The sequence below is a fragment of the Vibrio cincinnatiensis DSM 19608 genome, from assembly GCF_900167345.1.
In the GTDB taxonomy this organism is placed as follows: Bacteria; Pseudomonadota; Gammaproteobacteria; order Enterobacterales; family Vibrionaceae; genus Vibrio; species Vibrio cincinnatiensis.
The window spans coordinates 1-18,507 of record NZ_FUXB01000001.1 but is presented as its reverse complement, the minus strand read 5'-3'; the positions used below and the strand labels follow the sequence as shown (position 1 = coordinate 18,507).

General features: G+C 43.2%; 20 protein-coding genes. 8 read left to right on the top strand and 12 right to left on the bottom strand.

What is annotated here, in order from left to right; all coding sequences use genetic code 11:
- The 10 genes from tolQ to cysS all read right to left on the bottom strand — a co-directional run bounded on the left by tolQ (position 1) and on the right by cysS (position 8,732).
- A complete protein-coding gene (gene tolQ, locus B5D54_RS00100) occupies positions 1–684 on the bottom strand; it encodes a protein TolQ (RefSeq protein ID WP_078924438.1) in 684 nt (227 codons plus the stop codon).
- Positions 674–1,081, bottom strand: a complete 408-nt coding sequence (gene ybgC, locus B5D54_RS00095; protein ID WP_078924711.1) for a tol-pal system-associated acyl-CoA thioesterase — start codon at positions 1,079–1,081, stop codon at positions 674–676. Before ybgC ends, tolQ begins: the two co-directional genes overlap by 11 nt.
- 181 nt (positions 1,082–1,262) lie before the next feature.
- Positions 1,263–1,568 (bottom strand): cyd operon protein YbgE, encoded by a 306-nt coding sequence (ybgE, locus tag B5D54_RS00090; protein ID WP_167514898.1) that lies wholly within the window; start codon positions 1,566–1,568, stop codon positions 1,263–1,265.
- Complete coding sequence (gene cydX, locus B5D54_RS00085; protein ID WP_000270284.1) at positions 1,552–1,659, bottom strand: cytochrome bd-I oxidase subunit CydX; 108 nt, start codon at positions 1,657–1,659, stop codon at positions 1,552–1,554. Before cydX ends, ybgE begins: the two co-directional genes overlap by 17 nt.
- Positions 1,660–1,670: 11 nt before the next feature.
- Positions 1,671–2,807 carry a cytochrome d ubiquinol oxidase subunit II gene (gene cydB / locus B5D54_RS00080; protein WP_078924436.1) on the bottom strand — a complete coding sequence of 379 codons (1,137 nt, stop codon included), beginning with the start codon at positions 2,805–2,807 and terminating at the stop codon, positions 1,671–1,673.
- 16 nt (positions 2,808–2,823) lie between these two features.
- Positions 2,824–4,410: a cytochrome ubiquinol oxidase subunit I gene (gene cydA / locus B5D54_RS00075; RefSeq protein ID WP_078924435.1), complete on the bottom strand. Its 1,587-nt coding sequence runs from the start codon at positions 4,408–4,410 to the stop codon at positions 2,824–2,826.
- Positions 4,411–4,868: 458 nt separating this feature from the next.
- Positions 4,869–5,873 (bottom strand): Holliday junction branch migration DNA helicase RuvB, encoded by a 1,005-nt coding sequence (gene ruvB / locus B5D54_RS00070; protein ID WP_078924434.1) that lies wholly within the window; start codon positions 5,871–5,873, stop codon positions 4,869–4,871.
- Positions 5,874–6,005: 132 nt separating this feature from the next.
- On the bottom strand, positions 6,006–6,623 hold the full coding sequence (ruvA, locus tag B5D54_RS00065) for a Holliday junction branch migration protein RuvA (protein WP_078924433.1): 618 nt from the start codon (positions 6,621–6,623) through the stop codon (positions 6,006–6,008).
- Between the two features lie 98 nt (positions 6,624–6,721).
- Positions 6,722–7,243, bottom strand: coding sequence for a crossover junction endodeoxyribonuclease RuvC (gene ruvC, locus B5D54_RS00060; protein ID WP_078924432.1), 522 nt, complete (start codon positions 7,241–7,243; stop codon positions 6,722–6,724).
- 106 nt (positions 7,244–7,349) lie between these two features.
- Positions 7,350–8,732: a cysteine--tRNA ligase gene (cysS, locus tag B5D54_RS00055; RefSeq protein ID WP_078924431.1), complete on the bottom strand. Its 1,383-nt coding sequence runs from the start codon at positions 8,730–8,732 to the stop codon at positions 7,350–7,352.
- A gap of 146 nt (positions 8,733–8,878) precedes the next feature.
- Here cysS and B5D54_RS00050 point away from each other — a divergent pair, with 146 nt between their 5' ends.
- The 4 genes from B5D54_RS00050 to B5D54_RS00035 all read left to right on the top strand — a co-directional run bounded on the left by B5D54_RS00050 (position 8,879) and on the right by B5D54_RS00035 (position 11,984).
- Entirely contained in the window at positions 8,879–9,373 is a 495-nt protein-coding gene (locus B5D54_RS00050) for a peptidylprolyl isomerase (RefSeq protein WP_078924430.1), read from the top strand.
- A 57-nt stretch (positions 9,374–9,430) separates the two neighbouring features.
- Positions 9,431–10,150, top strand: a complete 720-nt coding sequence (lpxH, locus tag B5D54_RS00045; protein ID WP_078924429.1) for a UDP-2,3-diacylglucosamine diphosphatase — start codon at positions 9,431–9,433, stop codon at positions 10,148–10,150.
- Positions 10,151–10,252: 102 nt separating this feature from the next.
- Complete coding sequence (locus B5D54_RS00040; protein ID WP_078924428.1) at positions 10,253–11,467, top strand: EAL and HDOD domain-containing protein; 1,215 nt, start codon at positions 10,253–10,255, stop codon at positions 11,465–11,467.
- Between the two features lie 58 nt (positions 11,468–11,525).
- Positions 11,526–11,984 (top strand): YchJ family metal-binding protein, encoded by a 459-nt coding sequence (locus B5D54_RS00035; RefSeq protein ID WP_078924427.1) that lies wholly within the window; start codon positions 11,526–11,528, stop codon positions 11,982–11,984.
- Between the two features lie 40 nt (positions 11,985–12,024).
- On the opposite strand, the gene B5D54_RS00030 is transcribed toward B5D54_RS00035, so the two are convergent.
- Both B5D54_RS00030 and B5D54_RS00025 read right to left on the bottom strand, forming a co-directional pair.
- Positions 12,025–12,693: a DUF2057 family protein gene (locus B5D54_RS00030; RefSeq protein WP_158117415.1), complete on the bottom strand. Its 669-nt coding sequence runs from the start codon at positions 12,691–12,693 to the stop codon at positions 12,025–12,027.
- A gap of 78 nt (positions 12,694–12,771) precedes the next feature.
- The gene (locus B5D54_RS00025) at positions 12,772–13,713 is read right to left on the bottom strand and encodes a porin (RefSeq protein WP_158117416.1); all 942 of its coding nucleotides are present in this window, start codon (positions 13,711–13,713) and stop codon (positions 12,772–12,774) included.
- Between the two features lie 587 nt (positions 13,714–14,300).
- On the opposite strand from B5D54_RS00025, the gene dinG reads away from it, so the two are divergent.
- The 4 genes from dinG (at position 14,301) to rsmS (ending at position 18,102) form a co-directional block, all read left to right on the top strand.
- Positions 14,301–16,373 carry an ATP-dependent DNA helicase DinG gene (gene dinG, locus B5D54_RS00020; protein ID WP_078924424.1) on the top strand — a complete coding sequence of 691 codons (2,073 nt, stop codon included), beginning with the start codon at positions 14,301–14,303 and terminating at the stop codon, positions 16,371–16,373.
- Positions 16,374–16,566: 193 nt separating this feature from the next.
- Complete coding sequence (locus tag B5D54_RS00015) at positions 16,567–17,346, top strand: sulfite exporter TauE/SafE family protein (protein ID WP_078924423.1); 780 nt, start codon at positions 16,567–16,569, stop codon at positions 17,344–17,346.
- Positions 17,343–17,906, top strand: a complete 564-nt coding sequence (gene priC / locus B5D54_RS00010; protein WP_078924422.1) for a primosomal replication protein PriC — start codon at positions 17,343–17,345, stop codon at positions 17,904–17,906. The genes B5D54_RS00015 and priC overlap by 4 nt, the downstream gene beginning before the upstream one ends.
- Positions 17,907–17,922: 16 nt before the next feature.
- Positions 17,923–18,102 (top strand): pleiotropic regulatory protein RsmS, encoded by a 180-nt coding sequence (gene rsmS, locus B5D54_RS00005; RefSeq protein ID WP_078924421.1) that lies wholly within the window; start codon positions 17,923–17,925, stop codon positions 18,100–18,102.
- Positions 18,103–18,507 lie beyond the last annotated feature (405 nt).

Below are 18,507 nucleotides of genomic sequence, written 5' to 3'. Positions count from 1 at the left end.
TTATTCCTTACCCGCCATAGCTTGGCGATGCAAGATACTATGAAACTCTTCAGAGAAAGTGGCGTAGTTATGCTCCAACTTACTCACTTTACTACTAAATCGGTTGTAAGCCATCACCGCAGGAATCGCCGCAAATAATCCCATAGCCGTTGCGACCAACGCCTCTGCAATACCAGGAGCAACCATTGCTAATGTGGCTTGCTTCACTTCACCGAGCGCAATGAAAGCATGCATAATGCCCCATACTGTACCAAATAAACCGATGTAAGGGCTGATTGACCCCACGGTCGCTAGAAAAGGCAGATGGGTTTCTAATTCATCAACTTCTCGAGAAACCGCCACTCGCATTGAGCGTCCAGTTCCTTCCATAACATAATCGGGAGAAGAGGCATGCAGTTTGTGCAAACGAGCAAATTCCGTAAAACCGGCATAGAAGATTTCTTCGGTTCCCTCTAGCGTCTCCTTTCGTTTCTTAACCTCTTGATATAAAACAGACAAGTCATTCCCCGACCAGAACTTATCTTCAAATTTTTCTGCACTTTTCTCTGCAAGAGAGAGCACTTTACTGCGTTTGATGATCATCGCCCATGACGCGATAGACATACCGAGTAAAATAAGCATGACTAACTTAACTAATAGACTGGCCTGCAAAAACAGATCGAACATAGAAATATCAGCGGTCACTCTTCGTTAACTCCAAAATAATTGATTGAGGCATGGCTTGCGGTCTCATCTTTTGATTATCAATACATGCTACCTTAACTAATGCTTTACACAATAGTTGCCCTTCAGGATTGACCAGCTCTTGACAGAAAGTCAGAGAGGCTTTCTTTAACTCAGCAATACAGCTTCTCACCTTAAGTTGATCATCTAAACGAGCAGCGTGAAAAAAATCGATGTCCGCATGTCGGACCACGAAGCCAAGCTTTTGTTCCAGTAAAATACGTTGTGAAATACCAAGTGCTCGAAGCATTTCGGTTCTAGCACGCTCAAAGAATTTAAGATAGTTAGCATGGTAAACCACACCACCTGCATCCGTATCTTCATAATAAACCGTGATAGGCCAGTCAAACACTTGCATCATCGAACAATTCCACGTTAACAATGGGAGGTTAAGCTGAATACTATACCGCATCTTTTTAGGGGAAGTACAAAGAGAAGCGTAAGATTTTATTTGGATCGAATAAAAAAATAGCGTTACCTCAGAGAGGTAACGCTATCCTTTACTCAACCTTAACAAGTTGATTAATATTCCGTCACGGCTATCCCATTAATCGTATAATGAGAAAACCCATCATAATTGGAAGTGAAAAATAGGGGCTGAAAAAGATCTGCCAAATCCAGTGGCGAGGTTTAAAGCCGACACCAAACACCATACTTGAGCACATTCCCCAAATAAGCAGCGGTGCAACGAACGCATTAAACCCACCAATACTGACGGCATAAGCTTCTGGATCCCACATCACCATAGCAACATGGTAAAATCCGAGCAAGATAGATAACGCTCTAAATAGGGCCTTATCTAACGGCTGGTGAAGCTTAGCCAACCAGTTATTCACTGTCTTTATCCATCATTTCACTGTGCTCTAACCAAAGAGCATTAATGATGCCAAAAGCACATGCCAGCAAGACACCAAGAATCCATGCAAAATACCACATCGTTTCGCTCCTTAGTAAAGTGAATTTTTGTTATCTTCGATAAACTTGTTATCCAAGCGACCAAACATTTTATAGTAAGACCACGCGGTATAGCCCAAGATAATCGGTACCATAACGAATGCGATAAAGGTCATCACATTCAACGTCAATTCACTTGAGGTCGAATCCCACATCGTTAAGCTGTGACTTGGAACTAAGCTTGATGGCATCACAAATGGGAACATAGCAAAACCGGCAGTAAAGATCACACCCGCATTCCCTAAGCTAGAAGTTAGGAAAGCCAATGCACATTTCTCAAAGCGAGAAGCTAACACAGCAAGTAGAGGCATAAGTACCCCAAGCGCTGGAGCTAACCAGAGAATGGGATAAATTTCAAAGTTATGCATCCAAGCACCCGCTTCACGCACGACTTCCTTATTTAGAGGGTTTGACGCCGCGGCACCATCAATCGCACTCACAACAACATAACCTTCCATATTTTGCACCCAGAAACCCGCGGCAACAAATAACAGACAAGTTAATACCCCAGTCAATTGAGCTGTTGTACGAGCACGTGTATGCAATTCGCCGGTAGTTTTCATTTGTAACCAAGCAGAGCCTTGCATCAGAATCATAAAGAGACTGACCAAGCCACAAACAAGGGCAAAAGGATTCAACAAACCAAAGAATGAACCATGATAGCTTGGCATGATCAGCTCATTTAATTGGAATGGAACGCCTTGCAGCAGGTTACCAAATGCCACACCAAAAATAATAGGTGGAACAAAACCACTGATCGAAATACAAATGTCCCACGTATTCCGCCAGTTAGGATCTTCAATTTTTGAACGATAATCCAAGCCAATTGGACGTAGCCAAAGCGCCGCCAATGTCACAATCATGGCCATATAAAAGCCTGAGAATGACGTTGCGTAAACCAATGGCCATGCAGCAAATAATGCACCCCCAGCGGTAATCAACCAAACTTGGTTACCATCCCAGTGCGGAGCGATAGAGTTTATCATCACCCGACGCTCTGAATCATTTTTACCGAGAACAGGAACCAGAGCTCCCACGCCCATATCAAAGCCATCTGTAATGGCAAAACCAACTAGTAAAACGCCGATCAGCACCCACCAGATAAGTCGTAAAAGTTCGTAATCAAACATATTGCTTTCTCCTTGGCTAGGCTTCTACTTGGCGGTTGAGTTGATCTTCAACAGAGTTGCCATTTTGTTCGAAATGGTAGCGGCCCGTTTTCAAGCTGCTTGGTCCTTTACGAGCAAACTTCACCATTAAGTAAACTTCAGCAATTAAGAATACCGTGTACAACGCTAAGATAGCGAACAATGATGTCCAGATTTGGCTTGCTGTCAGTGCAGAAGCCGCAATATTGACAGGCAATATTTCACCGACTGCCCATGGTTGACGGCCATATTCTGCAACAAACCAGCCCGCTTCAACCGCAATCCAAGGAAGAGGAATACTCCAAAGTGCCGCTTTGAGTATCCAAGGTTTTTGTTCAATTTTTTGGCGGCATGTCTGAATAAAGGCTGCACCAAAAACAAACAGCATAATGAAACCACAAGCAACCATAATACGGAACGACCAGAATAGAGGCCATACGGTTGGAATTGAATCGTCTGCTGCCGCTTGGATCTGTGCTTCTGTTGCATCAGCAACATTCTCGGTATAGCGCTTGAGCAATAAGCCATAGCCAAGATCGTTTTTCACTTCATTAAATGCTTGGATATTTTCATCAGATTTATCTCCAGCACGCAGTGTTTGCAACAACTCATAAGCATACATACCATTGCGAATACGATCGATATGCTCTTCACGCAGATCACGCAAGCCTGTCACTTCTTTATCTAAAGAACGTGTTGCAATAATCCCCATAACATAAGGAATCTTAATTGCATAGTCGGTTTGCATGGTTTCTTGGTTTGGTAGACCAAATAAAGTGAAGGCTGCGGGTGCAGGCTCGGTATGCCATTCAGATTCAATCGCGGCGAGTTTCACGCGTTGAACATCACCAAGTTCATAACCAGATTCATCCCCCAAGACAATAACAGAGAGAATGGCAGCTATACCAAAAGAAGCGGCAATCGCAAATGAGCGGCGAGCAAACGCAACATCACGGCCTTTTAGTAGGTAGTATGCGCTGATCCCAAGAATGAACATCGCACCAGTGGTGTAGCCAGAAGCAACGGTATGAACAAATTTAACTTGTGCAACCGGGTTAAGTACCACTTCAGCAAAACTCACCATTTCCATACGCATGGTTTCGAAATTGAACTCTGCGCCAACCGGATTCTGCATCCAACCATTGGCAACAAGAATCCACAATGCCGAAAAATTTGAAGCTAAAGCGACAAGCCAAGTCACGGTTAAATGCTGACGCTTAGAAAGGCGATCCCAACCAAAGAAGAACAAACCGACAAAGGTTGATTCTAAAAAGAAAGCGACCAGCGCTTCAATGGCGAGCGGCGCTCCAAAAATATCGCCGACATAGTGTGAGTAGTAAGACCAGTTCGTACCGAACTGGAACTCCATAGTAAGGCCAGTAGCCACACCAAGAGCAAAGTTTATCCCAAAAAGCTTACCCCAGAACTTAGTCATGTCCTTATAGATTTGCTTATCGGTCATTACATAAAGCGACTCCATAATGGCAAGTAGAAACGCCATCCCTAAAGTCAGTGGAACGAACAAGAAGTGATACATCGCTGTGAGTGCAAACTGCAACCGCGATAGATCAACGACATCAATCATGGTAACTCCTTTGTGTCGGCTGAATGACACTTTTGACATAATCGGTCAACAAGAAATAAGTTAACGCACGGCATTACTCGTTAACCAAGTGTAACATCTAGTTGCAATTATGTACCATTGTGGTTAGTTAATTGTTAAGCATCAGCTAATATAGCTGTGACTAATACTACTTCCAAAACCTTTGAGTTTCAAAAGGTTTGTTTGCACAAACGCTTTGATTTAAATCAATTTTTACCACTGACAATCGGTTAAAAAAACAACAAAATGATTTAGATCAAATAAAGTCGCCATTTATCCTTTAGAGGAAGTAAAAAATGAATAAACAAAAGCACACATTCAACACAATGGGTTAACACTAACCGATAAATAATTACGAATGGTGAAATTAAGAAATATGTCAAAATGTGACATCTGTTTAGAAATGCCTCTTTTTCCTATAGCTTAGCTGAAAACTCAAGCTACTTTTGTAAGCCAAAATGCAAGTAGGCCCTATCGGTAGCAATGCGTCCTCGTGGCGTTCGCTGTAAATAACCTTGTTGAATGAGGAAGGGTTCAAGTACATCTTCGATAGTATCTTTCTCTTCACCAATCGCTGCCGCCAAGTTATCTAACCCAACAGGCCCGCCTGAGAATTTTTCCATGATGGCCAATAACAGCTTTCTATCCATATAATCAAAACCTTGGTGATCGACATCTAGCATATCCAGAGCTTTATCTGCCGTATGGGCACAGATATGACCATTTCCTTTCACTTCAGCATAATCTCGGACGCGACGTAATAACCGGTTAGCGATACGAGGTGTACCTCGAGCACGGCGAGCCACTTCTAATGCTCCATCAGAATCCATAGAGAGACCGAGATGGTGAGCACTCCGTTGCACAATATGTTGCAAGTCGGCTACGTTGTAATACTCCAAGCGCTGTACAATACCAAAGCGATCTCGTAACGGGGATGTTAATGAACCAGCCCGTGTGGTGGCGCCTATTAAAGTAAAGGGAGGAAGATCAATCTTGATGGAACGCGCCGCAGGGCCTTCTCCAATCATAATATCCAATTGGTAATCTTCCATCGCAGGATAGAGCACTTCTTCAACCATCGGGCTCAAACGATGAATTTCATCAATGAATAACACATCGTTCTCTTCCAAGTTGGTCAACAGTGCAGCAAGATCTCCTGCTTTTTCTAACACAGGCCCAGAGGTGGTCCGGATATTGACTTCCATTTCATTAGCAACAATATTGGCTAACGTGGTTTTACCTAACCCGGGAGGACCAAAAATCAAAAGATGATCAAGTGCTTCACGACGTTTTTGTGCTGCTTGTATGAAGATTTCCATTTGATCTCGAACATGATCTTGTCCTTGATAGTCAGCAAGTTTCTTTGGTCGAATGGCACGATCAATCACTTCTTCATCTTTAAAAGAAGGGTTTATCGGTGCAATCAGGCGATCGGCTTCGATCATAACAAGGGTTCCATAGTGTTAGGAGCGGCCAATAAAGTTTTCATCAAATCGGGCGTCGTATAAAAATCGTTTATCACTGGTCTGTCTCTTAATTATCTAGCAAGCCGTGGGACATTCATTGATGTATCGAACTTACACCATTGATTTTAAAGCATCGCGGATTAACTGCTCACTGCTCATGCCCGCTTTAGCGACTTGAGCGACCGCTTTTGAAGCTTGAGCAGGTTTATATCCTAATGCCAACAAAGCACTCACGGCTTCTTCTTCCGAATTCTGTTCTGATATCATAGTTCGGTTATCTGCGGGTGCCGCGTCCGTTGTAGGGGTCAGTAAATCCCCCGTTCCCCATCCTTTTAAGCGGTCTTTCATTTCGACGACTAAACGTTCAGCCGTCTTTTTCCCAACGCCGGGTAATTTAATTAAAGTTGAAATATCTTCACGTTCAACACAAGAGACAAACTGGCTTGCCGTCATACCGGAGAGTATTCCTAACCCCATTTTGGGCCCAACCCCATTTGCTTTAATCACTTCTCGAAATAGCGCCCGCTCACTAACACTATTAAAGCCATAAAGGAGCTGAGCATCTTCACGCACGACAAAATGAGTGTAGATAATGGCTTCTTCACCTAAATTGGGTAACTCATAGAAACAGCTCATTGGCATCTGTACTTCATAGCCAATCCCCCCTATTTCTATCAACACTTGGGGTGGTTGTTTTTCAATTAATATTCCACGAAGACGACCAATCACGGCGAATTCCTTTATCGGTAAGTCAGGTTCAATAGGGAAGATGATAATAAAGAACTGGATGGATAGCCAGTAAAACTCGGACGTTCAAAATGGAGAATTTATCGGTAACGTCCTCGACGAGCACTGCTTGCTTGACCAGCCAACGCAATCAACGTCTTGTTCGTATTTGCATGGCAGATAGCCACCCCCAAAGCATCAGCGGCATCAGCCTGAGGTTTGGCGGGTAATTTCAGGATCTGTTGTACCATATGCTGGACTTGGGATTTATCCGCACCTCCGGTCCCAACCACCGCTTGTTTAATTAACCTTGCGGCATATTCATGAACAGGTAAATCAGCATTAACCGCCGCGACAATCGCACTCCCTCGCGCTTGTCCTAGTTTTAGCGCAGAATCGGCATTTTTAGCCATAAACACTTGTTCAATTGCAAACACATCAGGCTGAAACTGGGTAATAATTTCACTCACTCCAGCATAAATTTGTTTTAACCGTAAAGGCAATGCTTGATCGGCCGTTCGGATACAGCCGCTACCTAAATAGATGAGGTGCCGCCCTTGCTGGCGAATAACACCATAACCGGTGATCCGAGAGCCTGGGTCAATCCCCAGAATAATTGACATAAAGCATTCCTAATTCAGCTTATCTGCGAGATTTTCAATGGGTATAAAGATAACAGCGAGGCATAAACCCCGCTGTTGACAATGATAAACTTGGCAATCAAACGATTTACTTGCGTCGCCAGGTAGTACCGCTGGGCCCATCTTCGAGAATGATGCCTAACTCATTCAGTTTATCTCGAGCAAGATCGGCATTCGCCCAATCTTTTGCGGCACGAGAATCATTACGCAACTGAATTAAGGCTTCAATTTGCGCGACTTGTGCTTGGTCTTCTACCTCCCCTTGCATAAAATGTTCAGGATCTTGATAAAGAATGCCAATCACATCAGCCAGTTCACGCATTAATGAACCAAGAGCACTCGCTTTCACGCCATCTTCGCTCTTCAAGCGGTTGATTTCTCGCGCCATATCAAATAGGACAGAGTACGCTTCTGGTGTATTAAAATCATCATTCATCGCTGAGGTAAAACGGCTAACATACTCTTCGCCACCCGCAGCCGGAACCGTCATGTCTAACCCACGCAGTGCGGTGTACAGACGTTCTAAAGAAGCTCGGGCTTGATTCAGGTTCTCTTCACTGTAGTTTAATTGGCTACGATAATGCCCCGACATTAAGAAATAGCGGATCGTTTCTGGATCATAATGCTGCAATACATCACGAATGGTAAAAAAGTTGCCCAGTGATTTAGACATTTTTTCTTTATCCACCATGACCATACCGCTGTGCATCCATGTATTCACATACGGGGTATCATGAGCACAGCATGATTGTGCAATTTCATTTTCATGATGAGGAAATTGCAGATCAGAACCACCGCCATGAATATCAAAATGGTCGCCTAAAATCGAAGAGTTCATCGCAGAACATTCGATATGCCACCCAGGACGCCCAGCCCCCCATGGTGATTCCCAAGTTGGTTCACCTGGTTTCGACATTTTCCAGAGCACAAAATCTAAAGGGCTACGTTTAGCCGTTTCAATATCAACCCGAGCCCCCGCCTGAAGCTGAGCGAGATCTTGTTTAGAAAGTTGGCCGTATTGAGCAAACTTACTCACTTCAAACATCACATCGCCATTATCGGCTACATAGGCAAAACCACGTTCAATAAGCCGTTGGACAAGAGCAATGATTTCATCAATGTACGCCGTCGCCCGAGGTTCAATATCAGGACGCTTAATATTTAATGCATCGAAATCGGTATACATTTCTTGAATCAAACGTTCCGTTAATGCCTCACAAGACTCGTGATTTTCAGCGGCACGTTTAATAATTTTGTCATCAATATCGGTAATATTGCGCACAAAGGTGAGGTCGTAACCTAAATAACGTAAGTAACGAGCGACCACATCGAAAGAGACAAACGTACGACCATGACCAATATGACAGAGATCGTATATAGTGACTCCACAGACATACATGCCGACCTTGCCAGCGGTAATGGGTTTAAATTCCTCTTTCTGTCTTGTGAGTGAGTTATAAATCTTTAACATGATCTCTATCTAATCTACGGTGAATTTCAAAATAGTTTTAGAGTATAACAACTCTATTATCACTAGGTCATCCATTTGATGTTTTGAATGCACAAAAAGTTAGGCTAAAATCAGTCATTCATACAAAACAAGTAAAGGTAATACTCATGATCACGCTGCATACCAATTATGGTGACATTAAAATTCAGCTTAACGAAGAAAAAGCACCAGAAACCAGCGCCAACTTTTTACAGTACTGCCGCGATGGTTTTTACGATAATACGCTGTTCCACCGCGTGATCGATGGCTTTATGATTCAAGGTGGCGGGATGACTTCAGGCCTACGTGAGAAAGAAACGCGTGCCCCGATTCGCAATGAAGCTAACAACGGTTTAAGCAATAAAACGGGGACGCTAGCCATGGCTCGCACGATGGATCCCCATTCTGCTAGCTCACAATTTTTCATCAATGTGAATGACAATACGTTCCTTGATTTTCGTGCAGAAAGTCGTGATGGTTGGGGATACTGTGTATTTGGTGAAGTAGTGGAAGGAATGGATATCGTTAATAAAATCAAAGGGGTGAATACAGGTTCTTATGGTATGCACCAAGATGTTCCTCTTGATGAAGTGATGATTACCAGCACAACGATCGAAGAATAAGATCGACACTTAAATTACCGATGGATGGAGTGCGTGAAGCACTCCACTAATGTTCTTATGCATACTTTATTTATTTCAGATCTTCATCTTTCCCCGGTTCGCCCAGATATCACCCAGTGTTTTTCTCAATTTATGCGCACTGAAGCGCGACAAGCCGACGCTCTTTATGTACTCGGTGATTTATTTGATTTTTGGATCGGCGATGATGACCCAACGCCTTTTGCCCAACAAATTAAATCTGAGTTTCAGCAACTTACCGCATCAGGTGTGCCTTGTTTCTTTATTCATGGCAATCGAGACTTTCTTATTGGTCAGCGGTTTGCTAAAGAAACCGGCGTTACTTTATTAGAACAAGAAACAGTGATTGATCTCTACGGTACCCCTACGGTAATACTGCATGGAGATACCTTATGCATTGAAGATGTTCGATATTTAGCCTTTCGGGCCAAAGTACATAAACCTTGGTTACAGTGGATATTTAACCGTTTACCCTATGTTTTAAAGAAACGCATAGTCAAACGCGTTCAGTCCGATATCCGCAGTGACAAAGAACAAAAAACCATGGCAATTATGGATGTCACCCCCAGCGAAGTGCTACAAGTTATGAAAAAACATCATGTTGATCTTATGATTCATGGGCATACTCACCGCCCTGCGATTCACCATTTGATGGAATCTGACAATAAGGTACGCATCGTCTTGGGCGATTGGTACAGCCAAGGCTCCATCCTAAGCTATTCACCACAAGGGTATAAATTAGAGTCTCGATCTCTGTAATGTGTAACTGGACTTTCTTTGAGTTAACTCGCAGCAACCTACCAAAAAATAGAGGACAATCAGCAAAAGTGCCCCTCAATAATAAATATAAAGAGCAGGTCTATGAAGTATTCCTACATCGCACAACAACCCATACTAGACCGAGAAAGAAAAACCATCGGCTATGAATTATTGTTCCGTGATGGCCCGAATAATACGTTCCCAGACATTGATCCTGAACTCGCCACCAGCCGCCTTCTTTCCGATCACTTCTGGTCAACCCACTACACGGCATTAACACAACACTGGGGCTTTGTGAATTTCCCCTATCAGAGTTTAATCAATCTCATCCCAACATTATTCCCATCCGATAGCTTGGTGGTTGAAGTCCTTGAAGATTGCCCACCAACAGAAGAATTGCTCAACGCAATTAAACAGATACATCAAGCGGGTTATAAAATTGCATTAGATGACTTTATTCCTAACCGAGCTTGGAAACCTTTTCTTCCCTACGTTTCCATCATTAAGTTCGATATTCGCCTTATTCCCGTTGATAAAGCTAAAGTTTTCATGCAAAAACTGGCCGGCACACACATTGAATTTCTCGCCGAAAAAGTAGAGACCTATGAAGAGTTTGAACAAGCCAAACAAGCTGGGTTTACCTATTTTCAAGGCTATTTTTTCAGTAAACCTGAATTAATCCAACGTAAAGCACTAGAGCCTGACTTTATTACCCTTGTTCAACTGTGCAAAGCCATTGCAAAAGAAGAGATCGATTATCAAGAGTTAGAACGTCTTGTAGCAAAAGATCTTTCCCTTTCTTATAAATTACTGACGTTTGTCAATGCTTCTGTCATGGTCAGTGCCAAGATACAATCGTTTAAGCAAGCCTTAGTCTATTTAGGGGAAGAGCGATTACGTAAATTTGCCTCTCTGGTGGCTATCGCATCAACGCACCGCGATAAACCAGATTCTCTCTACCGCTTATCGATTCAACGCGCTCGTTACTGTGAACAACTTTATCTCAAACTCAACGAGAGTAATGCGTCAGGAAATGCTTTTTTAACCGGCATGTTTTCACTGCTAGATAGCTTACTTGATCAACCACTTGAGGAAATCATTGACAAAATACCGATAGAAGATGCGGTTAAACAAGCCTTATTAAAGGGGGATGGCGTACTTGGGCAACTGCTCGACTTGGCGAAAGCCTATGAACATGCCGATTGGAAACAAGTCTCTCAGCGTTCACAGCAGCTCAAACTCCTCGAGTCAGACGTGAGCGATTGCTATAATGAAGCCGTTTGTTGGACGATTGATTTATTAAATGTCAGCGCCTAGACACCACTTGCAGTTCCCCCTAAACTAAGCGGCTATTTCATTGATTAGAATAACCGTCATGACCGTTTGTTACTGTGGTAGTGGTAAAGAATATCACCACTGCTGCCAACCCATTCATACCAACGCTCAGCAGGCACAAACACCAGAGCAATTAATGCGTGCGCGCTACAGCGCCCATGTACTGGGTTTGACTGATTTTGTCGTCGATACCTACCACCCCTCCTGTCAGGCCGATAAGCAACGCGATGAGATTGCCGCATCAATAAATAGCCAGTGGCATCAGTTAGAAGTACTGCGTAGCTGGTCTGGGTCGAATGAAAATGAAGGGTTTGTTCATTTCAAAGCGTTTTACCAAACAGAGCAAACTCTTCTCTGTCTCGAAGAACAATCACGTTTTGTCCATGAGAATAATCAGTGGTTTTATATTGATGGTGTCTTTCCACCAAGAACTAAAATCGGACGCAATGATCCTTGCCTATGTGGCAGTGGTCAAAAATCGAAAAAATGTTGTGGCTAAGAAGTGAACCCCTAATATTAAATCGTTAGGGGTTTAAAGCTTATTCTTGATCAATCATCCATTTACGAAATGCTTTTCTTTGCTCTTTATCCGCTTGTAAATACAGCGTTTGTAAATCATTCAATACCGACTCTGAAGCTAAGCTAACCGGTTTAGCTAAAGAATGTTTATCGTGGGTTGTAACAACCTGTGGCTGATTTTCTACCGTTAAATAACTCATCGTTATGGCGGCTTTGCCTGACTGTTTATTGTATTCAACAATGTTATCGATAAAACTCTGCCCTAATACAAAACCGCTAACAGGGACAATATCACTCACCTGCTCAATCGGTTTCTGGTTATCCATGTCAATCAACTGCCATTCAAAATGAGCGATCTCTTTCTTGGCTTGCTGGGCATTACGATAGCTGGGCACTTGAAAAGTTAAGGCTTGATCTGTCGCATTAAAACGTAGCACCACCAACTCACTATAAACATTATCAACCGTATCCCGGTTAACAAAAGGTTTTACATAACGAAAAGCAATTTGGTTAATACCATCGGGTAGCTCGACCCTTTTAGAACTGCTTAACAAGCCGCCTTTTAGCTGTGGTTTTTCTAAGTTCACAACGGCTAAGCTGATCTCTTCTGGTACCATCAGTTGCACTTTGGCTTGCACAGTCGTTGTTAGGGCTAACCCCACCAATAAGCCATTAATGATATTTTTCATTGTTATCGCCATAACTTACTTATCTCCCATAAAAAAAGCTCGGCAGTGCCGAGCTTATCTTAACGATAAATCATTAAATTACCAGTATACACGAGCACCGATAGCAAGATTGTTCACATCGCTTTGACCATCGGTATCGTTGAAGTTGTATTCAACGTAAGTACGTGCCCACTTAGCAAACATATATTCAACACCTAAATAAAGGTTCGTTACGTCTGCTTCTTCTTTTTTACCATTGATGAACTGACCGCCACCGTACAGTGATGTTTTGCTCGCCACTTCGTATTTAGCACCTAAGTGGAAGCCATCAGATTCAGCTTTTGTATTAGCAACTTTATCTTTGTCTTTGTTGTAAGCATAAGTAAAGCCAATTACACCTTTACCTAGCGCGTATTCCGCTGTTGCTTCAAAGTAAGTTGAGTCAACATTACCAGATGTTTTATCAGACATTGACGCACCACCAATGTGTAAAGAAAGTGCATCGTAAGAAGTACCAACATACAGTTCAAACAACTCAGGGTTTGAATTATTTTCTGCTAGGTTGTACTGAGCTTTAATCCAGCTGTTATCAAGATCTAACTGATATTTGATCGCACTGGTTTGCCAGAAGTTTTCGTCTAAACCACCACCAGCGATATAAGGTGCTAGATCATACTCATAAGCGTAAATTGCGCCATAAACATCATCATAAAGCGGTGAATGCTTACCAAAAGTCATTACGCCAAATTCGGTGCTCAGACCGATATAGTGTTGACGAAGATGCCAATCTTCATCGACGCGGTATTCAACTTTAGCAACAACGTCTAAACCTTCTTCAATCGCATTGTACGTTAGGTTAACGCCAACACGTGAAGAACCTTGGTCGATCTTAGCATCGGTGTTGCTCTTATCAGTAAACTTAACGGTTTGACGAAGCTGACCATAGAAATCAACCAATACGTCATCTGTCTTAAATACTTCTGCTGCATTAACTGATGTTGCCGCTGAAGCAACCAGTAGTGCTACTAGAGTCTTTTTCATATTAATCCACTGCCTTTTCTTAGATGGGAATTCCATTTCGGTTCCCTTTGTTTTAGATGATGGTTGGTTAACTCTTCGGTTAATGACCATCGCCACTGAATTCGCACTTAAGATTGCAAAAGAATATGCTACATGTCAAATGTGCAAAAAAATATTTATAAAAAATACATAAAACCTTAATAAACAATAGATTACATCTTTGTCTCATTTTATTTCGAGCAGTTTCTAACCAAAAAGCTAATTTTTAATAAATATTAATAAAACCAACAGTACAGAATTAAAAACCAAAACAATCATTAGCAATCAATATGTCGGTATTTTATATAGCTCAACACATCATTCATAGCATTTATATCTACTCAATGTAAGATGATAGAGATACGCATAAAGGTTCAGATTATTTTTGTGAGCAAGATCTAGAATTGATTCAAAAACAGAATATTCCAAGCTATTAGTGAGTAGAAAGTCATTTATTCGGAAGGAAATGAAGAGATAAAGCGAGTCCCTAAAAGTTAAAACAGAAGCCCGCGACCGATCTCATTCCACAAATTATGCTACTATCGCACCTCTGCTATTTAGGTCTCGCTATGCTAACCACAAAAATCCAACAATCCATTCGAACGAGCTATCATAATCTGCAGAGTCAGTTAGATAACTTCATTCCACGTCGAGCACAAAATTATCTCGTGGCCGAGATTACCAAGACACTCTGCGGCCGCTATCACTCATCAACACGGATGATTGTTGCAGAAGCAGGAACCGGAATCGGTAAATCTCTTTCTTACCTAATGGCAACCATCCCCGTTGCTATGCTCAATAATCGCAAGGTCGTAATTTCAACTGCGACTGTCGCCCTGCAAGAACAACTGGTACAAAAAGATCTCCCCCTTTATCGACGAATCACCGACCAGAGTTTTTCGTTTCTTTTAGCCAAAGGGCGTCAACGTTATTGCTGCGCAGAAAAGCTGGCCTCAGCCAGTGGCGTGGATGGTGGTCAACTTGCGATGTTTACCAGCAAACCAGAGGCTCAGGATATCCAGTTACTTCAAGCGCTTTATCAACAGCTGGCAAACGGTCAGTGGGATGGTGACCGAGATGCTTGGCCAACCCCCATCAGTGACGCCATTTGGAATACAATTGTCAGTGATAAACATAGCTGTAACGGAAGCTTTGCGGCTCACAGAACGTGTCCATTTCAAAAAGCTCGAGCAGAAATGGATAAAGCCGATGTCATTATTGCTAACCACAGTTTAGTGATGGCTGATGCCGACCTCGGTGGTGGCGTCATTCTTCCAGAACCAGAAAATACCCTTTATGTCTTTGATGAAGCGCATCACCTCCCCCATGTAGCACGAGATCATGCCTCCGCTTCTGCAACCATGAAAGGGGCAGTCACTTGGCTAGAAAAGCTCAATCAGTCATTAGCGAAATTTATTGCTTTAGTTGACAGCAAGCGCGTGTCTCGTTTTCATAATGAGGCTCAAGATGCACTCCAACAGTTGATTCCATCCCTTAATCAACTCCCAAATCAATTTGAAGCCTCCGCCTTTGACGAAGGGGTTTATCGTTTTGAACATGGTGAATTGCCTGAATGGCTAGAGAGCCAAGCTAAAGAACTCAAACAATCGAGCCAGAAGCTCAATCAAGCGATGGGTAAAATCACCGATTTAATTGCTGAAGCGGTCAAAGATGGTGGGATAGCCGCGAGACTAGCCGATCCTGCCCTGTCGGAACTGGGCTTTTATCTTCAGCGTCTGGAGAACCTTGCCCAAGTTTGGCACTTAATGGCGGAACCCAATCGAGAAAAGGGAGCGCCTTTGGCACGCTGGCTAGAAGTCAGCCATGAAAGAGAGGGGGATTACTTAGTCAATGTGTCACCGCTAGAAATTGGCTGGCAGCTTGATCAACAAATATGGAGCCGCTGCGTTGGTGCAGTATTGGTATCGGCGACACTCCGAGCTCTTAACTCTTTTCAGTTTTTCTGTCGCCAAGCTGGGATCAGTGAAAAGAGTGATGATGGTGTCCAATTTTTAGCGCTCGCTTCACCATTCGATTATCAAAATCAAGCCGAGTTGCTGATCCCCCAAATGGATTATGAGCCACAAGCGCCACAATATACCGACTATCTTGCTGGCAAGATAGTCCACTATATTCAGCCCAATAAAGCCAATTTGGTTCTGTTTGCTTCTTACTGGCAAATGAAAGAGGTCGCAGAGAAAATTCGTAGCCAGTGCATCACAAAAGGTTGGTCTTTACAGTTACAAGGAGAAAAATCGAGGAAAGAGATTTTAAACCAGCATAAGACCCTCATCCAATGTGAAAAAACCAGCATCCTTTTTGGAACAGGCAGCTTTTCGGAAGGGTTAGACTTACCCGGCGCATTACTAGAAAACTTGATCATAACCAAAATTCCCTTTGCCGTACCAAGCTCACCTGTAGAGCAAGCTCATGCTGAATACATTCAGCAACGAGGTGGTAATCCGTTTTTACAAATTAGTGTTCCCGAAGCCAGTAAAAAGTTGGTTCAGTCGGTCGGCCGCTTGCTGCGCAAAGAGCAAGACTCTGGTAGAGTAGTCATACTTGATCGGCGGATAGTCTCTAAACGTTATGGCAAATCCTTGCTTGATTCTCTTCCACCGTTTAAACGTTCCATTGAATAGATTCATACCCCAATGTTGCGGCCATACACCGTTCAGTATTGGGATTGCCGTTTACCTCATGATGAAATGGTCTATTCTCACGGGATGATTACCCTATTGTAGGAATACCACGCTGGCTGATTACAGCTTAAGTGGCTAGCGACAGTGATGCGTTGCGATCCGTTTTACCGTTATTTTTAGGACCGAACCATTAATGGAACTTGTCGAACCAACCACTTTATTTATTCTCGCTATCGTTGCCTTTGTTGCTGGCTTTATTGATGCCGTTGCAGGAGGCGGTGGAATGCTTACCGTTCCAACCCTTCTCTCTTTAGGGCTACCGCCTCATATTGCGCTTGGCACCAATAAGTTAGCCGCGACATTTGCCTCTTCCACCGCCGCCGTGACTTACTACCGTAAACAGCTATTTACACCCAGTTTTTGGAAAAGAGCCTTCATTGCCACTTTCATTGGAGCCGTGATTGGAACCTTCGCCGTTGACGCCATCAGCACAGCGTGGTTACAAAAAGTCCTACCGTTAATCATCTTGGCGGCGGCTTTCTACACCATATGGTACAAAACACCCCACACGAGCCATACTCATCTGCCGACAAGGTGTCCACACACTCATCGAAAACAATATGTCCAAGGTTTCACCCTTGGGTTTTATGATGGTTTAGCGGGCCCCGGAACAGGGGCATTTTGGACAGTCAGTTCTATGGCGCTCTATCGTCTCAATATCTTACTGGCTTCTGGTTTAGGTAAAGCCATGAACTTTACCAGTAATTTTACTTCTCTTATTACCTTTGCGATTTTAGGGCATATTGACTGGATATTAGGCCTGACAATGGGTCTTTGCCTCATGGTTGGAGCCTTTGTTGGCGCTCACTCAGCGATCCACTTTGGAGGGAAATTCATCCGCCCTGTGTTTGTTTTAGTCGTCAGTGGGCTGGCCGTTAAATTGGCCTATGATGCTTGGTTTGTTGGCTTATGACCCATCGTTTATCTCAATTAACAGCACAACTTCATCACTGGAAGCAGCAAGCTAAGCTTATCGACCAAGCACACACCATTAATGGACCTTGGTTTGATCCCCAGGTGTTTGACTCGGATAGCCGATGGCTAGTGCCCTGTATCGAAGAAACGGAGCAGAACTTGGCAAGAATACTAAGATTGGCTCAAAACCCACGATCCACAACTACTCAGATAGAGCATCTCACTGAGCGTTTATTTGCACAAATGGAAGCACTACAACGCGTCATCACCCACGCATTAGAGAGCTTACGAAATGAGTCAACAAGCACTCACATCGAGACAAAGTTAGCCGAAACAACATCGAAAGCGGCGCTCCAGAAACAGTTAACACAGCATCAAGAATGGGAGCAAAGACTGCGTCAATTAGTACTAAATAAACAGTATGAATTTGACCATGCCCCCGCTCGTTATCACAAAGCCGCCTTGCAAGCCTTAACGGTAGCTCAGCAGCGACTCGCACGTTGCCAACAAGCGAAATCCCGAATCGAAGCACAGCTACTCAGTTGTCATATCCCATAACCGAGAGAATTCCCCAATGAGTCATTCACCCACCTCACTCGATGAGGCTCCTGATGAAATTAAATTGGCGGTTGACCTGATTTATCTACTGGAATCTAACCAAGTTGACCTTAGTGTTGCCCTCAAAGCTATCGATCTGGTTAAACAAGATTTAGAAAACCAGTTGACACAGTCAATATCCAATCCTTCGTCATAACCCCACACAATGGCTGGTTGTCTCGGCCATATAAATACGTACTATAGAAAATATAAAGCAACATATATGGACGCACCTCAGGATGCAATGACTGATTCAATGATACGGTCGCTAACATATATCCGACGTCTTTCTAGGTCTACTATGTGACCTGCGCCATGATGTAATCCGCTCCTCACTGTCTTTTCAAAGCCTCGGTTTCAATAACCTCGTTGCGTTATCAGAGTGTAGTAAGGATGGTTCACCGTTTATTCATCAGCTATTGCAAACTCAGTTGCTTCTTGAGGATATCTCCTTAGAACTTAGTATTTTTAGTCAAACAGGCTTAAATGCCTGATTAATATCGTATTCACTATTTTTCGCCAAGATGTGCCATGCTACCCGACCGAGCTTGTTTGCAAGAGC